The following is a 21,259-nucleotide window of genomic DNA, read 5'->3' as shown; positions in this document are numbered from 1 at the left end:
CTCCTCGGCGGCCTCCACCACCTCGACCCGCAGACCCGCCCGGGCGAGATAGCAGGCGCACACCAGCCCGTTGTGCCCCGCGCCGATCACTACCACATCGACCTGCCTGGTCACTCCTCCCCGCCTCGCCGGGCTCAGCCGGCCGAGGCCAGCGCGGCGTCGACCACCTGCTTGGCCTCGTCGAGAATGCGCCGCAGGTGCCCGTCGCCGAGGAAGCTCTCCGCGTAGATCTTGTAGACGTCCTCGGTGCCCGACGGCCGGGCCGCGAACCAGCCGTGCTCGGTGATGACCTTCACCCCGCCGATCGCGCCGCCCGCCGGCGCCGAGGTGAGCACGGCGGTGATCGGCTCGCCGGCCAGCTCGGACGCTTTGACGTGCTCGGGTGACAGCCGCTTGAGGGCGGCCTTCTGCTCGGGCGTGGCCGGCGCGTCCACCCGCTTGTAGACCGGGTTGCCGAACCTGGCGGTCAGCTCCTGGTAGAGCCGGCCGGGGTCGCGGCCGCGGCGGGCGGTCATCTCGGCCGCGAGCAGGCAGCAGATGATCCCGTCCTTGTCGGTCGTCCAGACGGTGCCGTCGCGGCGGAGGAACGACGCGCCGGCGCTCTCCTCGCCGCCGAAGCCGATCGACCCTTGGAGCAGCCCCTCCACGAACCACTTGAAGCCGACCGGCACCTCCACCAGCTCCCGGCCGAGGTCGGCCACGACCCGGTCGATCATGCTGCTCGAGACCAGCGTCTTGCCCACGGCGGTGCCGGGCGGCCAGCCCCGCTCCCCCCCGAACAGGTAGGCGACCATCGCGGCCAGGTAGTGGTTGGGATTGAGCAGGCCCGCGCCGCGGGTGACGATCCCGTGCCGGTCGGCGTCGGCGTCGTTGGCGAAGGCCACGTCGAAGCGGTCCTTCAGGCCGAGGAGACCGGCCATGGCGTAGGCGGACGAGGGGTCCATACGGAGCTTGCCATCCCAGTCGGCCGACATGAACCGGAACGTCGGGTCGGCCCGGTCGTTGGTGACGGTCAGGTCGAGGTCGTACCGCTCGCCGATGGCGGCCCAGTAGCCGAGGCTGGCACCGCCGAGCGGGTCGACGCCGAGCCGGAGCCCGGACCCGCGGACGGCGTTCATGTCCACCACCGCGGGCAGGTCGCCGACATAGGAGGCCACGTAGTCGTGGCGGTGCACCGTGGCGGCGGCGCTGGCCCGCGGGTACGGGACCCGCCCGACCCGGTCCGGTTCGGCCAGCAGCTCGTTGGCCCGGTCCTGGATCCAGCCGGTGACGTCGGTGTCGGCCGGCCCGCCGTTCGGGGGGTTGTACTTGAAGCCGCCGTCCTCGGGTGGGTTGTGCGAGGGGGTGACCACGATCCCGTCGGCCAGGTGCTCGCGGCGCTCCCGGTTCCAGGTGAGGATCGCGTGGGAGACCGCCGGCGTGGGCGTGTACCCGTCGGCGCTGTCCACCATCACGTCGACCCCGTGCGCGGCGAGCACCTCGACGGCGGTGCGGAAGGCGGGCTCGGACAGCGCGTGGGTGTCCCGGCCCAGGAACAGCGGCCCGTCGATGCCCCGCTCGGCCCGGTAGCGGCAGATGGCCTCAGTCATGGCCACGATGTGGGCCTCGTTGAACGCGCCCTGGAAGGCCGAGCCACGGTGCCCGGAGGTGCCGAAGGCCACCTGCTGGGCCGGGTCAGACGGGTCGGGCCGCTCCTCGTAGTAGGCCCGGACCAGCCGGTCGACGTCGACCAGCATCGACGGCTCGGCCGGCCTCCCGGCGCGCTCGCTCACGGTCACGGTCGCTCACCCCACTCCCCTGCTCGATCCGCGGCCAGGATCTCCGCCCGATCCCGCGGCCAGGATCTCTGCCCGATTCCGTAGCCTGGATCCCTGCCCGATTCCGTAGCCTGGATCCCTGCCCCCCGATCCCGCGGCCGGGATCCCTGCGCGATCCCGCGGCCAGGATCGCGCGCCGGCCTCGGCCTGGGCTCGGCCCGATGACCTTGCCACTGATCGGGGAAGGCCGCCAGCAACGCGGGTGGACGGCTTCGCCTTCGACGCCGAGGCAACCTGGCTGCGCCGTCAGGCGACGTCCCAGCCGGACAGGCTGCGCCGTCAGGCGACATCCCAGCCGGACAGGCTGCGCCGCAGGTGGGCGAGGCAGCGTGCACGGGTGGGGCCGATGCTGCCGACCGGCATGTCCAGCGCCGCCGAGATCTCGGCGTAGGTGAGCGGGGGGTCGGCCAGGAGCAGGCGGACCAGGGGCTGGTAGTGGGTGGGCAGCGACTCGAACGCGCGCCACAGAGAGGCGTCCCGCTCGGCCCTGAGCAGCGCGGTGTCGGATGGCACCCCCTCGGGCCCTGCCCGCTCCCAGGCGGAGTCGCCGCCGACCGGGATGTCACGTCGCCTGGCCCGGAGCACCCGGAGGGACTCGCGCCGTACCGTGGTGGCGAGCCAGGCGCCCAGCTTCTCGGGTGCTCGCAGGGTGGCGGCGTGCTCGAGCAGGCGCAGCCAGGCGATCTGGCTGACGTCGGCGGCCTCGTCGGTGGAGAGGCGCAACGCCCGCGCCACGGCCCACACCAGCCCGCCGTACCGCTCGACGACCTCGTGCCAGGCGGCCTCGTCGCCGGCTGCCACCCGCGCGACCAGCTCGGCCGCGTCGGCGGCGGTCGGCCCCGGGCGAGCGGCCCGTCCGGGCGGCTCGCGTTCTCCGGGTCGGCCCCGCCCGCCGGGGTGTTCCTGGTGGGAGTCGAACCGCTGGACCGGATCTGTCTCGCCCATTCGTGACCCCTTCTCGCGGGCCCGCACCCTCTCTGCGGGCGTGCGGCAGCGCAGCCGCCGCTGATCTAGGCAAGCTTGGACGCAGTGCCTTACAGACGCCTTTCAGCGCCGGCCGGCCCGGTTGCCCGCGTTCGCGCCAGAGGCGGCAGAATTCTCTTAAAGCACGGCGTCTCTCCTGTTAGGTTCATTCATCACGGTCCTGATGGAGAGGACGAGCCGCTTGCAGTTTCTGATCCTCGGGCCGCTCGAGGCCTGGTCGCAGGACCAGCCACTCGCCCTCGGCGGCAGCAGGCAGCGGGCGCTGCTCGCCGTGCTGCTGCTGCACGCCGGGCAGGTGGTCCCAACCTCCCGGCTGATCGAGGACCTGTGGGGGGAGAAGCCGCCGAGCGGGGCCGCGGGCGCGCTCTGGGTCCAGGTGGCCCGCCTGCGCAAGGCGCTCGACCCCGGCCGGCAGAAGGGAGCGCCGGACACCAGGCTGGTCACCCGCCCGTCCGGCTACCTGCTCCGGGTCGACCCCGGTGAGCTCGACCTGGACCGCTTCGACAGCCTGGTGGCGCGGGGCCGCCAGGCGCTGGCCGGCGGAGCCCCGCAGGACGCCACCCGCCTGCTCGGGCAGGCCCTGGCGCTGTGGCGGGGCCCTTCGCTTGGCGATCTCGCAGGCGAGCCGTTCGCGCGGGGACACGTCGTGCGGCTGGAGGAGCTGCGCTGGAGCGCTGTCGAGGACCGCATCGACGCCGAGCTGGCCTGCGGCCGGCACGGCGAGCTGGTCGGCGAGATCGAGGCGGTCGTCGCCGCCGACCCGCTCCGCGAACGCCCACGGGGCCAGCTCATGCTGGCCCTGTACCGCTCGGGACGGCAGGCCGACGCCCTCTCGGCGTACCGCGAGGCCCGCACGGTCCTGGTCGAAGGCCTTGGCATCGAGCCGGGCCCCGGGTTGCAGCGCCTGCAGCGGGCCATCCTCACCCAGGACCCGGCGCTCGAGTGGGCACCGCCCGCCGCGCCGGCACGGCTGCCATCTGGCGGCGCGGCGGCACGGCCGCCCGAGGTGCCCGTGGACGTCGAGCCCGTCGCGGAGAGCCGCAGGACCGTCACGGTCCTGCGGGCCGGCATCACCGCGTCCGCGGCAGTCGGTACTCCCGACCTCGAGTCGCTCGGCCCGCTCGAGGACCACTATCTGGAGCAGGTGAGACTCGTGCTGGCCCGCCACGGCGGCATGGTCCAGCAGCTCGCCACCGAGGCGGTCACGGCCGTGTTCGGGGTGCCGTCCTCGCACGAGGACGACCCGGTGCGTGCGGTCAGGGCGGCCGCCGAGCTCCGCACCGTGGTCGAGCAGGTAAGTGACGGGCTCGGCGGCGACCGGGCGCCGCGGCTGTCGCTCTCGGCCGGCGTCGAGACCGGCGAGGTGCTGGTCAGATCCAGACCGGCTGGACCGGCGGCGCTCACCGGTGGGGTGCCGAGGCTCGCCATGCGACTCGAGCAGGCGGCGGCTCCGGGCGAGATCCTGCTCGGAGCGACCGCCTACGGCCTGGTGCGGGACGCGGTCAGCGTCCACGAAGGCCCGGCGCTGCGTCCCGACGGCGCGGACGTGCCCCAGTTCTCCTGGCGGCTCGTGGCGGTGGAGCCGCGAGCGCCGGGGCGCGTCCGCAACCTCGACGCGCCGATGGTGGGGCGCTCGCGCGAGCGGTCGCACCTGCGCCACCTGCTGGAGCGCACGGTCGCCGACCGGGCCTGCCAGCTCGTGACCGTGGTCGGCCCGGCCGGAATCGGCAAGTCGCGCCTGGTCCACGAGCTGCTCTCGACCGCGGGCGCGGATGCGGCCCTGCCGCCGACCACAGGCTCGGGTGCGGCCGTGCCGACCACAGGCTCGGGGGCGGCCGTGCCGCCGACCGCGGGCTCGGGGGTGACCGTGCCGCCGACCGCGGGCTCGGGGGTGACCGTGCTGCGGGGCCGCTGCCTCGACTACGACGACGGGGTCACGCTCTGGCCGGTCGCCGAGGTGGTGCGGCAAGCCGGCGGGGTGACCGAGGCCACCACCGCGGCCGAGCTGCTCGGCTGGCTGGCCGGCGTGCTGGACGGCGAGCCGGACGCCACGGCCGTCGCCGAGCAGCTCGCCGGGCTGCTGGGGCTGACCGAGCGAGCCCCGCCGGTCCGGGAGCTGCCCTGGGCGGTGCGGAAGCTGGTCGAGTGCCTGGCGCGGCGCAAGCCACTGGTCGTCGTGCTCGACGACCTGCACTGGGCCGAGCCGGCCCTGTTCGACCTGCTCGAGTACCTGGCCGACACCGTGCGCGGGGTCCCGGTCCTGCTGTGTTGCATCGCACGTTCCGAGCTGTTCGAGACCCGCCACGACTGGCAGGCCGGACGGACCAACGCCACGCGGATCGACCTCGACCCGCTCAGCGGCGCCGAATGCGCCGCGCTGGTCGACAACCTGCTCGGGGGTGACGCCGACCCGTCCGCCACGCGCCGGCTCTGCGAGGTCGCCGACGGCAACCCGCTCTTCCTCGAGGAGCTGGTCGCCATGCTGATCGAGGACGGCGTGCTGGTTTCCGCCGCGGGCTCCTGGGTGACCACCACCGACCTGACCACCATCCCGGTCCCGCCCAGCATCTCGGCCCTGCTGGCCGCACGGCTGGACCGGCTGGCGCCCGGCGAGCGGGCCGTGATCGAGCGGGCGAGCGTGATCGGCAAGGTGTTCTACCGCGAGGCCGTGGTCGAGCTGGCTCCCGACTCGGTCCGGCCCGCCGTCGACGCCTACCTGCTGACGCTGACGGCCAAGGAGCTGATCCGGCCAGGCCCCTCCGACTTCCCAGGCGAACGGGCCTACTGGTTCCGCCACCTGCTCATCCGCGACGCCGCCTACGCGGCCATGCCCAAGCGACGCCGGGCCGAGCTGCACGAGCGCTTCGCCGGCTGGCTCGACGCCCGCGCCAGCGACCCGTACGCCGACACCGACGAGTTCGCGGCCTACCACCTGGAGCGCGCCTGCAAGCACCGCGCGGAGCTGGGGCTCACCGAACCGGGGCTCGTCCGCCGTACCGGCGCCCGGCTGGCCGCCGCCGGCCAGCGCGCCGGCGACCGCCTGGACCATCGCGCGGCCAGCACCCTGCTCACCCGGGCCCTTGCGCTGCTGCCCGACGACGACCCGGCCGGCCTGGAGCTGGTGCCTGCGCTCGTCACCAACCTGGCCTACCAGGGCGAGCTGCTGCGGGCCAGGTCGATGGCGGCCGAGGCCATCGAGTGGGCCCGGATGCTCGGCCGGTGGCGGCTCGAGGCGCGCCTGCGCGTCGAGCAGCAGATGATGACCTGGACCAGCGCGGACGCCTGGGCGGCGGACGAGGCGCGGGCCGAGCTGGAGCGCGCCATCCCCGTGTTCGAGCAGGTCGGCGACGGGAGGGGCCTGGCCGCCGCCTGGCTCCTCGTCGCCAGGCTCGAGTTCCAGCTCCTGCGCTGCGCAGCGGTGGAGGACCCGGTCGAGCGCTCGGTGCGCCACTCCCAGGCGGTCGGCGACGCCGGCCGCGTCCGCCAGGCGCTCAACCTCCTCGGCAGCGCCTACCTGCACGGTCCCACGCCGGTGCGGGAGGCCATCCGCCGCTGGCGGGCGCTCGAGCGCGAGGCCGGCGAGAACCGGATCATGCACGCCACCGCCCGCAGCTCGGTCGCCTGGCTGGAGGCCATGCGCGGCGAGTTCGCCCGGGCCGAGGCGCTGCTGCAGGAGGCGGGCGCGATCCTGCAGGACATGGCGCCGATGGTCGGCTGGATCCCGCGGGCCATCCACCGCGAGCACACCGCCTACGTCGCCAGCCTGCGCGGCGACCACGCCCGCGCCGAGGCGTCCCTGCGCGCCGGGCGCCCGGAGCTCGAAGCGGCCGGCGCGAGCGGCGTGCTGTCGACCGAGGCCGCCCTGCTCGCCGACGTCCTCTACGAGCAGGGGCGGTACGCCGAGGCCGGGGAGCTGACGCACCTCAGCGCAGGGCTCACGGTCCGCAGGGACGACCTCGGGTCGCAGGTGCTCTGGCGCAGCGTGCGCTCCAAGGTGCTCGCCCGTCAGGGCCGCGTCGAAGAGGCGCTGTGGTTGAGCGCCAAGGCGGTCACGCTCGCCGAGCGCACCGACGCGCTGAACATCCAGGCGAGCGCCTGGCGGGACCGCGCCGTGGTCCTCGAAGCGGCCGGCCGCGCCATGGAGGCACGGCCCGCCCTGGAACGGGCGGAGCAGCGCTGGGCCCGCAAGGGCAACCTGGTGGCCGCCGAGCACGCCCGGCGGCTGCTCTCGGCCCTCGTGGACGACCCCGCTGGCCGCCCGCACGCGCAGGAGGGGTGAGCCCGCGCCCGCACGTGCAGCAGGGGTGACGCCCCACGCCCGGGACAGCGGGTTGACGCCCGCAACAGGCTGGGGCGAGGCGGGGTTGACGCCCGCACCCGCGGCAGCGACCATCACGCTGAAGCGAAATGTCCTGCTTCGCCCGCTCGCTCCAGACGCGTGATCCGCCGGACCCTCCGCAGTAGCTCGACACCGCTCGGCACGATCGGGGAGGTAGCAGATGGCAGGCGAAACCAGAGGCCGCGACTTCGTCGCCGAGACCAGGACGAACCTGAAAGCGCGCGGGAAAGAGGCGCAGGTCACCGACCAGGAGATCCAGACCTACATTACGGTCTTCGAGGCACTCAAGGCCCAAGCGATCGTCGCCGGCTTCCCGTGCGGGCCCCAGCCTGGTCTCACCGTCAGCGCCGAGGACGAGCGTACCGACCAGCAGGCCGACAAGCGGCTGGATGCTTACCAGAAGATCCGGAGGCTCCTCCGCTCGTAGCGCAGACCGCGCCCGTGCCGCCGCGCGGCCGGCCAGCCGGCCTGGCGCCTGCTTGCCTGGGGTCACTGGGCCTGCCCGCATCCCAGGTGCGCGGCCGGCTGGCGGGCGTGCGGGTCGCCGTCGTCGCCCCGGAGGGGCTCGGCGCTCCGCTGGGAGCCGTCCTGACCGCCCGCGGGGTCGGCGAGCTGGTCCTCGTCGACCCGGCCGGGTGCCAGCCGGACCACCTCGACGCGCTCGCTGCAGGCTGCCACCTGCTCGCTGGCTGCTTCGACGCCGGGTCGGGCGAGGTCGACGTCTGGCTCGACGCCCGGGGTCTTGCCCACCGGGTCCCGGTCCTGCACGCATGGCTCGACGGGCCGGTGGCGCTCATCGGCCCGCTGTTCGTGCCAGGGCGGACGGCCTGCTGGGCGTGCTGGCGGGCGCGCATCCTGGCCTGCGGCGACGGCCGCGCCCGGGCCGACGCGGCGCGCCCGGAACCCCCCGGGCCACCCGAACCCGGGCCACCCAACCCCCCCGGGCCGCCGGAGCTCGCGTCGGCTGCCGCTGGGACGCTGGCCGAGGCGGCGGCCGAGGCGGCGCTCGGGCACCTGCTCGCCCCGGGCGCGCCGGGGCTCGCCGGCCGGGTCCGGGAGCTCGACCTGGGCACGGGCCGGGACCGGGTCCACACGGTCCTGGCAGTGCCCGGCTGCCCCGTCTGCGACCCGGTCGGGCCTGCCGTGCGCACGCCGCCGCCCCTGGCCGACCTGGTCGGCCCGGCCTCCGGGCCGGGCGGCGACCTCCTCGACGCCGTCCCGTCGCTGGTCGACCCCTGGTGCGGGGTGGTGACCCGGCTCGAGCGGCTGCCCAAGGACCCCCGGGAGCCGGTCCTGCCCCACGTCGTCGTGGCCGAGCTGGCCGACCTCGACGGCGCCGGGCGGACCGCCGACCGCTGGCTGCTGCACTCGGGCAAGGGGACGACCCTCGCCGAGGCGCGCCGCGGCGCGCTCGGCGAGGCGGTGGAGCGCTACGCGGGCGCCTGGCGCGACCGGGACGGCGTGGTCCGAGCCCCGCGCGAGGAACTGGACGGCGCCCTGGACCCGCGCGCGCTGGTGCTGTACGGGCCCGGGCAGTACGCCACGCTCCCCTACGCCCCCTACAGCGAGCGGACGGTGATGGGCTGGGTCGCGGGCCGGTCACTGGTGAGCGGCGCCCGCGTCCTCGTGCCCGCCCTGGCCGTGTCCATGGACTACCCGCCGGCCTCGCCCGAGGAGCGCATCTTCCCTACCACCTCCACCGGCCTGGCCGCGGGGACCAGCCTGGCCGGCGCGGTCCTGGCCGGCGCGCTCGAGGTGCTCGAGCGGGACGCCTTCGTGATCGCCTGGCTGAACCGGCTCCCCGGGCAGCGGGTCGACCCGCTCGGCCACCCGGACTCCGAGCTGGTGGACCTGGTCGGGGCGTACCGGCGCCACGGCGTGGAGGTGCGGCTGCACCGGCTGCCCAGCGACCATCCCTGCCACGTCTTCCTCTGCCTCGGGATGCAGCGGCACGGCGAGGGCCCGCCGGTGACGGTGGGGCTCGGCGCGGACCTCGACCCGGCCAGCGCGGCCCGCAAGGCCGTGCTGGAGATGGGGCAGGCCCGCCCGTTCCTCCACATGGCCCTGCGCGTCCCAGCGCTGCGGGCGCGCAGCAGGCGGCTCGGGGCCGACCCGCGCCTGGTCGCCACCGCGGACGACCACGCCCTGCTCTACGCCGACCCGCGGGCGCTCGGCGCCTTCGAGTTCCTGGAGTGCGGGTCGCCCGTCGAGCTCGACTGGCGGGGGCCGGCTCCGGCCGGCGCCCGGGCCGGCCTGCGCCGGCTCGTCGAGCATCTCTCGTCCCAGGGCGGGGACCTGCTGTACTGCGACCTCACCCTCAAGGACGTGGGCGGGACCGGGCTGCACGTGGTCCGCGTGCTCGTACCCGGCTTCCAGCCTCTCGACTTCGGGTGGAAGGCCCACCGGCTGGGGGGGACCCGCCTGTACGAGCTTCCTCACCGGCTCGGCCTGACCGACTGCCCCACCACGCCCGAGCAGCTCGACCACACCCCCCATCCCCTGGCCTGACCGGTGGCCAGGGAGCAGCGCCGCCACCTGTGAGGTGGACAGAGGTGCTCAAGGCCCTGCCGGCAGAACCGCTCAAACCTTGCGGGCAAACCTGCTCAAAAGCCCTGCGGGCAGGAGCTGTTGGAGTCCTACGGAGGATCGCATCGGCCGGACCGCTTCCGGCCGGCGGGCCCGTGGGAGATACTCCACCTACCACATAGGCGCCTGGCAGGGAGGACCACATGCCCATCGCCACTCCTGAGGTGTACGCCGAGATGCTCGACCGGGCCAAGGCCGGCGGGTTCGCCTATCCCGGGATCAACGTGACCTCCTCGGAGACGCTCAACGCCGCCCTGCGCGGCTTCGCCGAGGCCGGAAGCGACGGCATCGTGCAGGTCTCCACCGGCGGGGCCGAGTTCCTGTCCGGCCAGCAGGTCAGGGACATGGTCACCGGCGCAGCCGCGCTGGCCGAGTTCGCCCACACCGTCGCGGCCAGGTATCCCGTGCACGTGGCCCTGCACACCGACCACTGCCCCAAGGACAAGCTCGACAGCTACATGCGGCCGCTGCTCAAGCTGTCCCAGGAGCGGGTCGCGGCCGGCGGCGAGCCGCTGTTCCAGTCCCACATGTGGGACGGCTCGGCCGTGCCGCTGGAGGAGAACCTCCGGATCGCCGAGGAGCTGCTGGCCGAGTGCGCCTCGGCCCGGGTGGTCATGGAGCTGGAGATCGGCGTGGTCGGCGGCGAGGAAGACGGCGTGGTCGGCGCGATCGACGAGCGGCTCTACTCCACCCCGGAGGACGCGCTCCGCACCGCCGAGGTGCTCGGCACCGGCGAGCGGGGCCGCTACCTCCTGGCGGCGACCTTCGGCAACGTCCACGGCGTCTACAAGCCGGGCAACGTCGTGCTCCGCCCGGGGATCCTCGACGACATCCAGCGCGCCGTGGGCGCCCGGGTGGGCAAGGACCGGCCGTTCGACCTGGTGTTCCACGGCGGCTCGGGGTCGTTGCTCACCGAGATCCGCGAGGCGATCGGCTACGGGGCGGTGAAGATGAACGTCGACACCGACACCCAGTACGCCTTCACCCGGCCCATCGCCGACCACATGTTCACCCACTACGACGGGGTGCTTCGGGTCGACGGCGAGGTCGGGGACAAGAAGAGCTTCGACCCGCGCACCTACATGAAGAAGGCCGAGGCGTCGATGGCGGCCCGGGTGGTGGGGGCCTGCGAGGACCTCATGTCCGCGGGCACCTCGCTCGCCAGGTGACCCCGGCAGGGCCTGGAGGCGCCATGCCCGCGCCTGAAGGCGCCATGCCCGCGCCTGAAGGCGCCATGCCCGCGCCTGAAGGCGCCATGCCCGCGCCTGAAGGCGCCATGCCCGCGCCTGAAGGTGCCATGCCCGCGCAGACGACCGCGCTCGTCGAGCGGGTCCGGGCTTCGGTTGTCGGTGACGACGAGGTGATGGACGGGCCGTACGGCCCGCGCCGGGTGACCTACGCCGACTACACCGCGTCGGGCCGCGCGCTGGGGTTCATCGAGGACTTCATCCGCGCCGAGGTCCTGCCCCGCTACGCCAACACCCACACCGAGAGCTCAGGCACGGGGCTGCAGACCACCCGGCTGCGCGAAGACGCCCGCCAGATCATCGGCGACGCCGTCGGCGGCGGCGACCAGACCGTGGTGCTGTTCTGCGGCTCGGGCTCCACCGGCGCCATCGACAAGCTCATCGGCATCCTCAACCTGCGCATCCCCGCCGACCTCGACGACCGCTACGGCCTGTCGGCCCAGATCCCGGCCACCGAGCGACCGGTGGTGTTCATCGGCCCGTTCGAGCACCACTCCAACGAGCTGCCCTGGCGGGAGTCCATCGCCGACGTCGTCGTGATCCCCGAGGACACCGACGGCCACATCGACACCGCCCGGCTCGAGGCCGAGCTGCGCCGCCACGCCGACCGGCCCCTGAGGATCGGCAGCTTCTCGGCCGCCTCCAACGTCACCGGCATCATCTCCGACACCCCCACCATCTCGGCGCTGCTGCACCGCCACGGGGCGCTGTCGTTCTGGGACTTCGCAGCCGCCGGCCCCTACGTCGACGTCGACATGGGCTCCCCCGACACCGGGCCGGCCTACAAGGACGCGGTGTTTCTGTCACCCCACAAGTTCATCGGCGGCCCATGCACCCCCGGGGTGCTGGTCGTGCGCAGGGAACTGCTGCGCAACCGGGTCCCCACCGTGCCCGGCGGCGGCACCGTCGCCTACGTCAACCCCACCGAGCACCGCTACCTCGACGACCCGGTGCAGCGCGAGGAGGGCGGCACCCCAGCCATCGTCGGGGCGATCCGGGCCGGCCTGGTGTTCCAGCTCAAGCAGGCGGTCGGGACCCACGCGATCCAGCTGCGAGAGCAGTCGTTCATCCGCCGGGCCATCGCTTCCTGGGGCGCCAACCCCAACATCGAGCTGCTCGGCAACATCGGCGCCGAGCGGCTGTCGATCGTGTCGTTCGTGGTCCGCCACGGCCCGGCCTACCTGCACCACAACTTCGTGGTCGCGCTGCTCAACGACTTGTTCGGCATCCAGTCCCGGGGCGGCTGCTCGTGCGCCGGGCCCTACGGCCACCGCCTGCTCGGCATCGACATCGACCGGTCCCACCAGTTCGAACGCGAGATCGCCCGGGGCTGCGAGGGCATCAAACCGGGCTGGGTGCGGGTCAACTTCAACTACTTCATCTCCCAGGCCGTGTTCGCCTACCTGCTCGACGCCGTCCACCTGGTCGCCGACCAGGGCTACAAGCTGCTCCCCGAGTACGCCTTCGACCCCGCCACCGCCCGGTGGCGCCACCGCCGCGGGCTGGTCGAACCGCCACTGCGCCTGCACCACCTCCACTACGACCAGCAGGGGCAGCTCCGCTACCAGGCGCCCACCCAACGCGCCCCAGAGGCCGCGCTCGCCGGCTACCTGGACCAGGCGAAACGACTGCTCGCAGCGGCGCAGGGCCCCGACGGCCAGGCTGGGCGGCAGGCGGCCGCGCCGCTGTCAGCCGACTTCGAGGCGCTGCGCTGGTTCGAGCTGCCCGCCGAGTGCCTGGCCAGCCCGTTTCCGCCCGAGGCTCACGGGAGCAGGTGAGGCTCACGGGAGCAGGGAGAGGTCGAGCGTGCCGGTCCCGTCACCCGATCGTGAACGGTCTAGGGAAGGTCGTCCCGCTCGTAGCGGCGCTCCTCGATGATCGGGCGCTCCTCCACGATGGTGTCGGGCCCGCCGAGGGTCCGGCGCCGGCGGTAGCGCGAGTTGCTCGACAGGAACAGCGTGAGGGCGAGCCCGACCACGCCCGCGAGCATGAGGATGATGCCGACGACGTTGATGTCGAACCCGGACGTGGTCCAGTTGACCGCGAACGTGAGGATCGCGCCGATCACGATCAGGAAGATGCTGGCGCCGAGAGTCATGCCTGCTCCTTTTCGCACGGATGAACGCTCTGCTGGAGCCGAGTACCCATCGCCGACGAGCGGGAAACGCAGGCCGGCCGAGCGGCGCCGCCCACTTCCCCGCTTCTGGCGGGAAGGTGCGAGAACGAGGCAATTTGACACCTCCGGACGGAACCTGCACGTTGGTCGGGCCTTGGAGACCGGTTCGTCAGGGGGATCGAGATGCAAGCCCGGCGCCCGTGGCAGTACCGCGCGGAAGGGCGTGGGCGGTGATCGGGCCGGCGTTCCCCCAGGTGCTCGCCGCCGCCGCCGGCGGGGACGAGCGCGCCTTCACCAGGCTCTGGCTCGACCTGCAGCCCCCCCTGCTCCGCTACCTGCGCGTGCTGGCGTCCCCCATGGCCGAGGACCTGGCCGCCGATACCTGGCTCGAGGTGGTGCGCGGCCTGGGCCGGTTCTCCGGCGACGAGCCGCGCTTCCGCTCCTGGATCTTCCTGATCGCCCGGCACCGGACGGTCGACTGGCGGCGCCGCGCCGCCCGCCAGGCGACCGAGCCGGTGCCCGTGGACGCGCTCGCCCACCTGGAGGCACCCGACGACCCGGCCGCCTCGGCCCTCGAAGCCATCTCCGGGCGCTCCGCCCTCGCCCTGATCGCCACCCTGACCGAGGACCAGGCCGAGGTGGTCACCCTGCGCGTGGTGGCCGGCCTGGACGTCGCCCACGTGGCCGAGATCGTCGGCAAGCCTCCCGGCACGGTGCGGGTGCTGGCCCATCGCGGCCTGCGCCGGCTGGCCGAACGGCTGGGTCAGGACGCCCGCTCGGGAAGGGCGGTGTAACGCCATGGCCGACGAGGACGCTCTCTCGACCGAGATGCGCCGACTGCTGAACGACCCCGACGGGTCCGACCCGCTCGCCCTCGACCAGGCCGCGGCCGAGCGGCTGCTGGCCGGCGACCTCGACCCGGGCGACCTGCCGCCCGCCTACGCCAGGGTGGCCGAGGTGCTGGCAGCGGCGGCGGGGCCGCCCACCATTGACGAGCTGGCCGGGGCGGCACCCGCCCTGGCCGCGTTCAAGGCCGCGCACCCGCCCGCTTCCCCTCGGGCGGAGCACGGACGGGCGGCCCAAAGGTCGGCCGAGCACGGACGGGCGGCTCGGAGGCGTCCGGCCCCGGGGCGCCCGGCCGGGGCCGGGCGCCTCCGGGCCGGGCTGGCCGCGCTCGCGGTGGCTGCGGCGGTCTCGGTCGGCGGCACCGCCGCGGCGGTCACCGGCAACCTGCCGGCACCCGTGCAGCGGCTGGCCCGCGCGGTCCTGCCCGGGACCAGCGACCCGGGGGCCGGGTCGCTGGTCCGGGGGGCGGTCCCCCGGGCGGGCGGGAAGGCCCCGGCGGTCACCACCAGCCGGGCACCGGGCACCTCCACGAGCGGGACCGGCCCGCAGCCTGGCGCACCGGCGCTCACCACACAGGCCGCACGCGGCCTCTGCACGGCTTGGTCGGCCGGCCAGGGCGACAGGGGCAAGAAGCTCGACTCGACCTCGTTCCAGGCGCTCGCGGCCGCCGCCGGCGGCGCCGACCAGATCCCCGCCTACTGCGAGCGCATCGCACCCGGCCCGGCCAGCTCCGGGCCCGGGCAGGGAGGCTCCGGGCAGGGCCAGTCGGGCGGCCCCCCCAACAACGCGCCGCCGACCGCGGCCACCCTGCGCCTGCTGTGCAAGGACTACCTGGCCAGCAAGAGCAACGAGAGCAGGAAGCTCGACGCCGACGCGCTCGCGGCCGCCGCCGGCGGCGCCGGCAACATCCCCGCCTACTGCGAGCGCACCGCCGGCTGAGCGGTCCTGCAAGCAGCATTCGTTCTGCCCCGATCCAACCAGGACGTCCGCCGCGCGACCGCGCCCGCAGCCGCTCACCCGGGGGCCGGCTGGGGCGAAGCGGCGGTCTTGCGGCACGATGCCGGGTGTGTCCGTGACCCAGCGCGCCGAGCGCGCCGCCATTCCGCGACCGCCAGTCGCCACCAGAGGGCTGCTCGGGGTGGCAGCGGCGCTGGTGGCGCTCCTGCTGGCCGTGGCCAGCCGCTACGGCTACCACCGCGACGAGCTCTACTTTCTGGTCGCGTCGCGCCACCTGGCCTGGGGCTACGTCGACCAGCCGCCGCTCACTCCCGCCCTCGCTGGGCTGGCCCGGCTGCTGTTCGGCGACTCGCTGCTCGGCCTGCGGCTCCTGCCCGCCCTGGCGGTAGGCGCGCTGGTCGTGGTGACCGGGCTGCTGACCCGGGAGCTGGGCGGCGGCCGCGCCGCCCAGCTGCTCGCCGCGGCCTGCGTGGCCGGCTCGGGCGTCACCCTGGGCACCGGGCACCTGCACTCCACGACCACCTACGACCTGCTTGCCTGGGCGGTCGGGCTGTGGCTGCTGGTCCGCCTGCTCGGCACCGGCGACCGCCGGCTGTGGCTGCCGATCGGCCTGGTCGCGGGGGTCGGCCTGCTCAACAAGGCCACCATGGCCCAGCTCGCCGGCGCCGGGCTGGTCGGCGTGCTCGCCGACCGGGACGCCAGGAGCCTGCTGGCCAGCCGCTGGCTGCTGGCCGGCGCCGCGGTCGCGGCGCTGCTGTGGGCGCCCTACCTGGCGTGGCAGGCCGGCCATGGCTGGCCGCAGCTGGCCGTGTTCGCCGACCTGCGCGCCGAGGACGGCGGCCTCGGCGCTGGCCTTGCCTTCCTGCCGTTGCAGCTGCTGGTGACCAACCCGCTGCTCGCGCCGGTGTGGCTCCTGGGGCTGGTGGCGCTGCTGCGCGACGGCTGGGCACGCGCCTGGCGGCCGCTGGCCGTGGCCTACCTGGTGTTCGTCGCCTTCTACATGCTGGTCGGGGGCAAGCCGTACTACGCCTTCGGCTTCTACCCGGTCCTGTTCGCAGCGGGCGCCGTCCGGCTCGCCCGCCGGCGCGAGCGTCACGGCGGGGGCGGCCTGCCGCTGCGCCGGCTGCTGCCGGCGGTCGCGCTGGCCGCCGCCCTGCCCCTGCCGCTGCTGCTGCCGGTGCTGCCCGCCTCGACGCTCACCGTGGTCGCCAAGGCGAACTATGACGCCGGCGAGACCTTCGCCTGGCCCACCTACGTGGCCCAGGTGCTGCGGGTACGCGACGGGTTGCCGCCGGCCGAGCGGGCCGCGGCCATCGCCGTGACCGCCAACTACGGAGAAGCGGGCGCCCTGGCCCGCTACGGCGGCACCTGGGGACGCGACGCTGTGTTCAGCGGGCACAACTCCTCCTGGTGGTGGGGGCCGCCGAGCGGCGACGGGCGGGTGGTGATCGTGGTCGGCTACTCCCAGCGCCGCGCCTTCCTCCAGGAGCGCTTCCGGTCGGTCACCCTGGCCGCCCGGCTGGACAACGGCCAAGGGGTCGACAACGAGGAGCAGGGCCAGCCGGTCTGGGTCTGCCGGGACCTGACCGGCACCTGGGCGAGCACCTGGCTCGGCTGGCGGCACTACTCGGGCTGAGCCAGGCGATGCCACTGCCGCGCGCCCTGGCCAGGACCCTCGCGACCGATCAGCCCCCGGGTCGGGGCGAGTGGGTGCCGACGATCCGGAGCTGGCCAGCCGGCTGAAGGCGCTCGCCCGCCGGCGCCTGGGAGTGGGCCGCTGAACCGAGGCTCATGCTGAACCCACAGCGGAGTTTCAGCTGACCCTCAGCGGGCCTCAAGGTCCGCTGGCGAGTATCCACCACGAACGATCGCGAGGATGCGGAGGACCAACGCGGTGAGAACGGCGTCACCGATCGTGCGGACCTGGGCGCTGGCCCGCACCTACCGGCGCGGGTCGATCCCCGTGCCGGTGCTGACCAGCGTCGATCTCGAACTGCGCGCCGGCGAGTACGTCAAGGCGCTGCAGTCCGCCCTCAAGGCGGCGGGCCACGACCCAGGCACGATCGACGGGACCTTCGGCGCCGGCACGGTCGCCGCGCTGGAGGCATGGCAGGGCGACCAGGGCCTGGACGAGACCGGCACGCTCGGCCTGTCGTCGTTCGTGTCCTACCCGCCAGACTCGGTCGCGCTGCAGGTCCTGGTGAAGGCAGGCGAGCAGGTCGGCCCGCAGACGACCCTGGCGACTCTGGGCGTGCCGGGCGGGCTGGTCGCGCAGGCCGACGTCAGCCAGCTCGACGTCTCGCGGCTGCGCCCGGGCCAGCACGCCCAACTCATGTTCGACGCCCTGTCCGGGGCGACCACCCAGGCCACGGTCACGTCGATCCCGGCCCAGGCCGAGAGCACGCAGTCGACGGCCGGGTCGAACACGGTGGTGCAGTACGCGGTGACCGTGCAGCCGACAAGCCCGCCGACCGGTGCCCGCGCGGGCATGACCGGCCAGGCCAGCGTGGTCGTGGTCAGCCAGCAGGGGGTGGTGATCGTACCGACCTCCGCGATCGGCGGGAGCGCCAACACCCCCACCGTCGAGGTCATGCTGGACGGCGAGCCGGTGACCCGCCAGGTCATCGTCGGGCTCACCACCCCGAGCGGCACCGAGATCGTCGCCGGGGTGCAGCCCGGCCAGGAGGTCGTGACCGGCGTGACCGCCAGCAGCCAGCAGAGCGGCACCGGCACCCAGACGCAGACGCCGACCCGGCAGGGCGGCGGCTTCGGGGGGGTCGTGCAGTGATCTTCGAGGCGATCCGCCTGGGCGTCGACCGGCTGCGCGCCAACGCCGCCCGCTCGGCGCTCACCGTGATCGGGGTGATCATCGGGGTCGGCTCGGTGGTCACCCTGGTCGCGGTGGGGCGCGGCTCCGCCGCGGACGTCAACGACCAGTTCAGCGGCCTTGGCGCCAACACCCTCACCGTAACCAGCGCCCGCGGCTTCGCCCGCGGCTTCGGCCGCGGCGTCGCCGGGGCGGCGGGATCCGCCAACAGCCTCAAGCTGTCCGACCTTGGCGCCCTCCAGAAGCTCAGCACGGTGGCCGCGGTCGCCCCGGTGGTACAGGCCCAGGAGACCATCACCGGCGGGGCGACCAGCGTGCAGTCGCCCGTCAAGGGCACCACGACGACCCTGATGCGCACCGACCACCTCCGCGACCGCGCTGCGCTACCAGGGCTTCGAAGTCGAGGAGGCGGCGACCGGTCGTGCCGCCGGCTCGGCCCGCCGCTGATCCACACCATCCGCCTGGTCGGCTACACCCTTCGGCTCCCGGCGAACCAGACGGAGTGAGTCATGGTGACCGGATGGCGGCGGTCATGGCCGCGACCGCTGTCCCCGCCGCGACCGCTGTCGCTCCGGGGCCGCCTCCTGGCCGCCCTGCTGGTGCTGGTCGTCTGCGGGCTGGCCGTCGCCGACGTGGCCACCTACGCGGCGCTCCGCTCGTTCCTGCTCGGGCGGGTCGACCAGCAGCTCGACAGCGCCGACCGCAGCATCGAGCGCGCCATCGAGCGCGCCTTCACCTTCCCCGACCCGGGGGGAGGCTCATCCCGGCTGCTCGGCCAGCTCCCCCCGGACGTGTTCGTGCAGATCAGGGACCCGGACAACAACATCCTCGGCAACTTCTAGAGCTCCACCAACCGTAACGCGACGCCGCCCACCCCGCGCCTGCCCACACAGCTCCCCGTACCCGGCACGACATCCGGGTCGGGCTCGGCGTCCAACTCCGACGGGGGCCCGCCCGTCGACGAACCGGCCGTGTACCTGACGGTCGCCGCGGCCGAGCGGGGCGGGCCGCGCTTCCGGGTGCGGGTCTCGGAGCCACCGTTCGGTGGCGGCACCCTGGTCGTAGCCCTCCCGCTCGACCAGGAGGCTGGGACCCTGAACCGCCTGATGCTCATCGAGATCCTGGTGACCGTCGCCGTCCTCGCCGCGGCCGTCGCCGTAGGGCTGTGGCTGGTCCGCCTCGGCCTGCGGCCGCTCGACGAGATCAGCGCGACCGCGGCCACCATCGCCCGCGGAGACCTCACCCAGCGGGTGGCACGGGCCGAGCCCGGCAGCGAGGTCGGCCGGCTGGGGCAGGCCCTCAACCTGATGCTCGGCCAGATCGAGGCGGCGTTCGCCGAGCGCCGGGCGTCCGAGGCGCAGCTCCGGCAGTCGGAGGAGCGGCTGCGGCGCTTCGTCGCGGACGCGTCGCACGAGCTGCGCACGCCCCTGGCAGTCATCCGCGCGTACGCCGAGCTGTTCCGCCGCGGCGCCGACCGTCACCCCGAGGACCTGCCGCGGCTGCTGCGCCGCATCGAGAGCGAGGCGACCCGGATGGGCGCACTGGTCGAGGACCTGCTGCTGCTGACCCGGCTGGACCAGCGCCGCCCGCTGCAGCGCCGCCCGGTCGACCTGGGGGCGGCGGCCACCGAGGCGGTCGAGGCCGCCACGGCGGTGGAGCCCGCCCGGCCGCTGGAGCTGAAGCTCGGCTCAAGCGGCGGCGTGACCGACTCGGTGGAGGTGCTCGGGGACCCGGACCGGCTGCGGCAGGTGGTCGACAACCTCCTCGCCAACGTCCGCGCCCACACGCCGGCGGACGCGCCGGCCCAGGTGCAGGTGTGGTCCGACGCCGCCAAGGGCGTGGCGATCGTCGAGGTCGCCGACCGCGGCCCTGGCCTGACCAGGGAGCAGGCCAAGCGGGTGTTCGAGCGCTTCTACCGGGCCGACGGCTCCCGCTTCCGGTCGCCGTCGCATGACGGCGGCGCCGGGCTCGGCCTGTCGATCGTGGCCGCGATCGCCGCCGCGCACGGCGGCCGCGCCGCAGTGCGCTCGGCTCCAGGAGAGGGGGCGGTGTTCCGCGTCGAGCTGCCCCTGTTGGCCTCGGCCGAGGCCAACGGCGAGGCCAGGGGATCCGGGGGGCTCGAGAGCGAGGCGGAGCCGAGCGTCAGCGCCCGGAGAGACACGGGGACGCCGGGGTGAACGTGGGCCGGTCCGCGGTGGGCCGGCCCCACGTCACCGAGGTGAGCCAGGGCCAGGCGGCTCCGGATCAGCCGGCGTTCGCCAGCCGGGTGGCCAGCGTCACGGTCGCCGACCGGGTCTGGCTCTGCCCGCTTGGCCGCCAGGTGAGCTTGATCTTGTTCCCCGGCTTGTGTCGGGCGACGACCGAACGCAGGTCGGCCGGGCTGCTGATGGTGGTGCCGTCCGCGGCGGTGATCATGTCGCCCGGCTGCAGGCCCGCGGCCGCTGCCGGCGTCCCGGGCTCCACCGCGGCGACCAGCGCGCCGGCGCCCTGCCCGGCGTCCGAGAGGTCCACGCCGAGGAACGCGGTCGGGGTCCCGCTGGCGTTGCCGCCACCCGTGACGTTGCGGCCCGCCCGCAGCGCGGGCAGCACCTTGAGCACCGTGTCGGTCGGGATCGCGAAGCCGATGTTCTGCGCCGGCTGGCCACGCGACCCGGCGGCGATCGCGTTGGTGATGCCGACCACCCGCCCAGCGGTGTCCACCAGCGCACCGCCGCTGCTGCCCGGGTTGATCGCGGCGTCGGTCTGCAGCAGCCCGCGCAGCGCAGCGGCGCCCTCGCCGGCCGGGAGATCACGGTTGAGGGCCGAGATGATGCCCTCGGTGACTGTCGGCGCGCCGCCGTAGCCCTCGGCGTTGCCGACCGCGAGCACCTGGTCGCCGACGTGCACGGTCGAGGTCGCCGCGAAGGTGGCGGTTGGCAGGCCGGATAGGCCCTGCAGGTGCAGAACGGCGAGGTCGACGCTCGAGTCCGAGCCGACGACCGTGGCGGTCACGGTGCCGCTGTGGCCGGGGACGTGCACCCGCACCGAGCTGGCGCCCGCCACCACGTGGGCGTTGGTGACCACCTCACCGGCGGCGCCGGTGATGATCCCGGTGCCGGCGCCGCCGCTGCCACCGCCGCCGAAGAAGCCGCCCTCACCGCCGCCGGCAGTGGTGATGTCGACCACCGAGGGCGCGATCTTGGCGAGCGCGGCCCGCACCTGGCTGGTGGTGCCGGTCGCGGGCACCGCGGCGGCGCTGGCCGCCGGGCCGCCTGCCGGCACCTGCGCGCCGGCGTGGCCTTGGGTCGCGGCGACGATCGCGCCGCCGATCCCGCCCGCCAGGACCGCGGTCACCAGCAGGGCGAGCGCCATGCGCCAGCCACGGCCACGGCCCGCGCCGCGGCCTCTGCCCCCCACGTCGGTCGGCGGCCCGCCGTACGAGGGCGGCACGCCGTGCGGGGACGTCCAGCCATACGAGTGCGGCTGGGGGTAGGCCGGAACCGAGGGCGAGGGCAGCTGGTCGTACGGCGTGGGCGGCACTGGCTGGGTCTGGCCGCCCTC

At 74.7% G+C, this 21,259-nt stretch carries 16 protein-coding genes; 12 read left to right on the top strand and 4 right to left on the bottom strand.

What is annotated here, in order from left to right:
• Positions 1 to 134 precede the first annotated feature (134 nt).
• The gene (pgm, locus tag VG276_04215) at positions 135 to 1,778 is read right to left on the bottom strand and encodes a phosphoglucomutase (alpha-D-glucose-1,6-bisphosphate-dependent) (protein ID HEV8648609.1); all 1,644 of its coding nucleotides are present in this window, start codon (positions 1,776 to 1,778) and stop codon (positions 135 to 137) included.
• A 318-nt stretch (positions 1,779 to 2,096) separates the two neighbouring features.
• Positions 2,097 to 2,762 carry a sigma-70 family RNA polymerase sigma factor gene (locus VG276_04210; protein HEV8648608.1) on the bottom strand — a complete coding sequence of 222 codons (666 nt, stop codon included), beginning with the start codon at positions 2,760 to 2,762 and terminating at the stop codon, positions 2,097 to 2,099.
• A 220-nt stretch (positions 2,763 to 2,982) separates the two neighbouring features.
• Here VG276_04210 and VG276_04205 point away from each other — a divergent pair, with 220 nt between their 5' ends.
• The 5 genes from VG276_04205 to VG276_04185 all read left to right on the top strand — a co-directional run bounded on the left by VG276_04205 (position 2,983) and on the right by VG276_04185 (position 12,751).
• The gene (locus VG276_04205) at positions 2,983 to 7,080 is read left to right on the top strand and encodes a BTAD domain-containing putative transcriptional regulator (protein ID HEV8648607.1); all 4,098 of its coding nucleotides are present in this window, start codon (positions 2,983 to 2,985) and stop codon (positions 7,078 to 7,080) included.
• 220 nt (positions 7,081 to 7,300) lie between these two features.
• Entirely contained in the window at positions 7,301 to 7,567 is a 267-nt protein-coding gene (locus VG276_04200) for a hypothetical protein (protein ID HEV8648606.1), read from the top strand.
• Between the two features lie 86 nt (positions 7,568 to 7,653).
• Entirely contained in the window at positions 7,654 to 9,648 is a 1,995-nt protein-coding gene (locus VG276_04195) for a TOMM precursor leader peptide-binding protein (protein ID HEV8648605.1), read from the top strand.
• 221 nt (positions 9,649 to 9,869) lie between these two features.
• Positions 9,870 to 10,895 carry a class II fructose-bisphosphate aldolase gene (fbaA, locus tag VG276_04190; GenBank protein ID HEV8648604.1) on the top strand — a complete coding sequence of 342 codons (1,026 nt, stop codon included), beginning with the start codon at positions 9,870 to 9,872 and terminating at the stop codon, positions 10,893 to 10,895.
• A gap of 128 nt (positions 10,896 to 11,023) precedes the next feature.
• Complete coding sequence (locus tag VG276_04185) at positions 11,024 to 12,751, top strand: aminotransferase class V-fold PLP-dependent enzyme (GenBank protein HEV8648603.1); 1,728 nt, start codon at positions 11,024 to 11,026, stop codon at positions 12,749 to 12,751.
• Positions 12,752 to 12,810: 59 nt separating this feature from the next.
• Here VG276_04185 and VG276_04180 read toward each other — a convergent pair whose 3' ends face one another.
• A complete protein-coding gene (locus tag VG276_04180; GenBank protein ID HEV8648602.1) occupies positions 12,811 to 13,071 on the bottom strand; it encodes a DUF6458 family protein in 261 nt (86 codons plus the stop codon).
• A 248-nt stretch (positions 13,072 to 13,319) separates the two neighbouring features.
• On the opposite strand from VG276_04180, the gene VG276_04175 reads away from it, so the two are divergent.
• The 7 genes from VG276_04175 to VG276_04145 all read left to right on the top strand — a co-directional run bounded on the left by VG276_04175 (position 13,320) and on the right by VG276_04145 (position 19,896).
• Positions 13,320 to 13,883, top strand: coding sequence for an RNA polymerase sigma factor (locus VG276_04175; GenBank protein HEV8648601.1), 564 nt, complete (start codon positions 13,320 to 13,322; stop codon positions 13,881 to 13,883).
• 4 nt (positions 13,884 to 13,887) lie between these two features.
• A complete protein-coding gene (locus VG276_04170; protein ID HEV8648600.1) occupies positions 13,888 to 14,874 on the top strand; it encodes a hypothetical protein in 987 nt (328 codons plus the stop codon).
• A gap of 127 nt (positions 14,875 to 15,001) precedes the next feature.
• On the top strand, positions 15,002 to 16,528 hold the full coding sequence (locus VG276_04165; protein HEV8648599.1) for a glycosyltransferase family 39 protein: 1,527 nt from the start codon (positions 15,002 to 15,004) through the stop codon (positions 16,526 to 16,528).
• A 258-nt stretch (positions 16,529 to 16,786) separates the two neighbouring features.
• Positions 16,787 to 17,680, top strand: a complete 894-nt coding sequence (locus tag VG276_04160) for a peptidoglycan-binding protein (protein HEV8648598.1) — start codon at positions 16,787 to 16,789, stop codon at positions 17,678 to 17,680.
• Complete coding sequence (locus tag VG276_04155; protein HEV8648597.1) at positions 17,677 to 18,225, top strand: ABC transporter permease; 549 nt, start codon at positions 17,677 to 17,679, stop codon at positions 18,223 to 18,225. The genes VG276_04160 and VG276_04155 overlap by 4 nt, the downstream gene beginning before the upstream one ends.
• Before the next feature lie 3 nt (positions 18,226 to 18,228).
• The gene (locus VG276_04150; protein ID HEV8648596.1) at positions 18,229 to 18,561 is read left to right on the top strand and encodes a hypothetical protein; all 333 of its coding nucleotides are present in this window, start codon (positions 18,229 to 18,231) and stop codon (positions 18,559 to 18,561) included.
• Between the two features lie 129 nt (positions 18,562 to 18,690).
• The gene (locus VG276_04145) at positions 18,691 to 19,896 is read left to right on the top strand and encodes a HAMP domain-containing sensor histidine kinase (GenBank protein HEV8648595.1); all 1,206 of its coding nucleotides are present in this window, start codon (positions 18,691 to 18,693) and stop codon (positions 19,894 to 19,896) included.
• Positions 19,897 to 19,963: 67 nt separating this feature from the next.
• Here the strand turns inward: VG276_04145 and VG276_04140 are convergent.
• A partial coding sequence (locus VG276_04140; GenBank protein HEV8648594.1) for a trypsin-like peptidase domain-containing protein occupies positions 19,964 to 21,259 on the bottom strand: 1,296 nt, incomplete at its 5' end.

The sequence above is a fragment of the Actinomycetes bacterium genome (genome assembly GCA_036000965.1).
Classification (GTDB): Bacteria; Actinomycetota; CALGFH01; order CALGFH01; family CALGFH01; genus DASYUT01.
Note: the sequence above shows the minus strand (reverse complement) of the source record. Positions and strands in the feature narration are given on the sequence as shown.

Excerpts from the sequence above, each read along its gene's own strand:
- VG276_04185 (HEV8648603.1), top strand. The coding sequence starts at position 11,024 with ATGCCCGCGCAGACGACCGCGCTCGTCGAGCGGGTCCGGGCTTCGGTT.
- VG276_04170 (HEV8648600.1), top strand. The coding sequence starts at position 13,888 with ATGGCCGACGAGGACGCTCTCTCGACCGAGATGCGCCGACTGCTGAAC.
- VG276_04150 (HEV8648596.1), top strand. The coding sequence starts at position 18,229 with ATGGTGACCGGATGGCGGCGGTCATGGCCGCGACCGCTGTCCCCGCCG.
- VG276_04200 (HEV8648606.1), top strand. The coding sequence starts at position 7,301 with ATGGCAGGCGAAACCAGAGGCCGCGACTTCGTCGCCGAGACCAGGACG.
- VG276_04180 (HEV8648602.1), bottom strand. The coding sequence starts at position 13,071 with ATGACTCTCGGCGCCAGCATCTTCCTGATCGTGATCGGCGCGATCCTC.
- VG276_04210 (HEV8648608.1), bottom strand. The coding sequence starts at position 2,762 with ATGGGCGAGACAGATCCGGTCCAGCGGTTCGACTCCCACCAGGAACAC.
- fbaA (HEV8648604.1), top strand. The coding sequence starts at position 9,870 with ATGCCCATCGCCACTCCTGAGGTGTACGCCGAGATGCTCGACCGGGCC.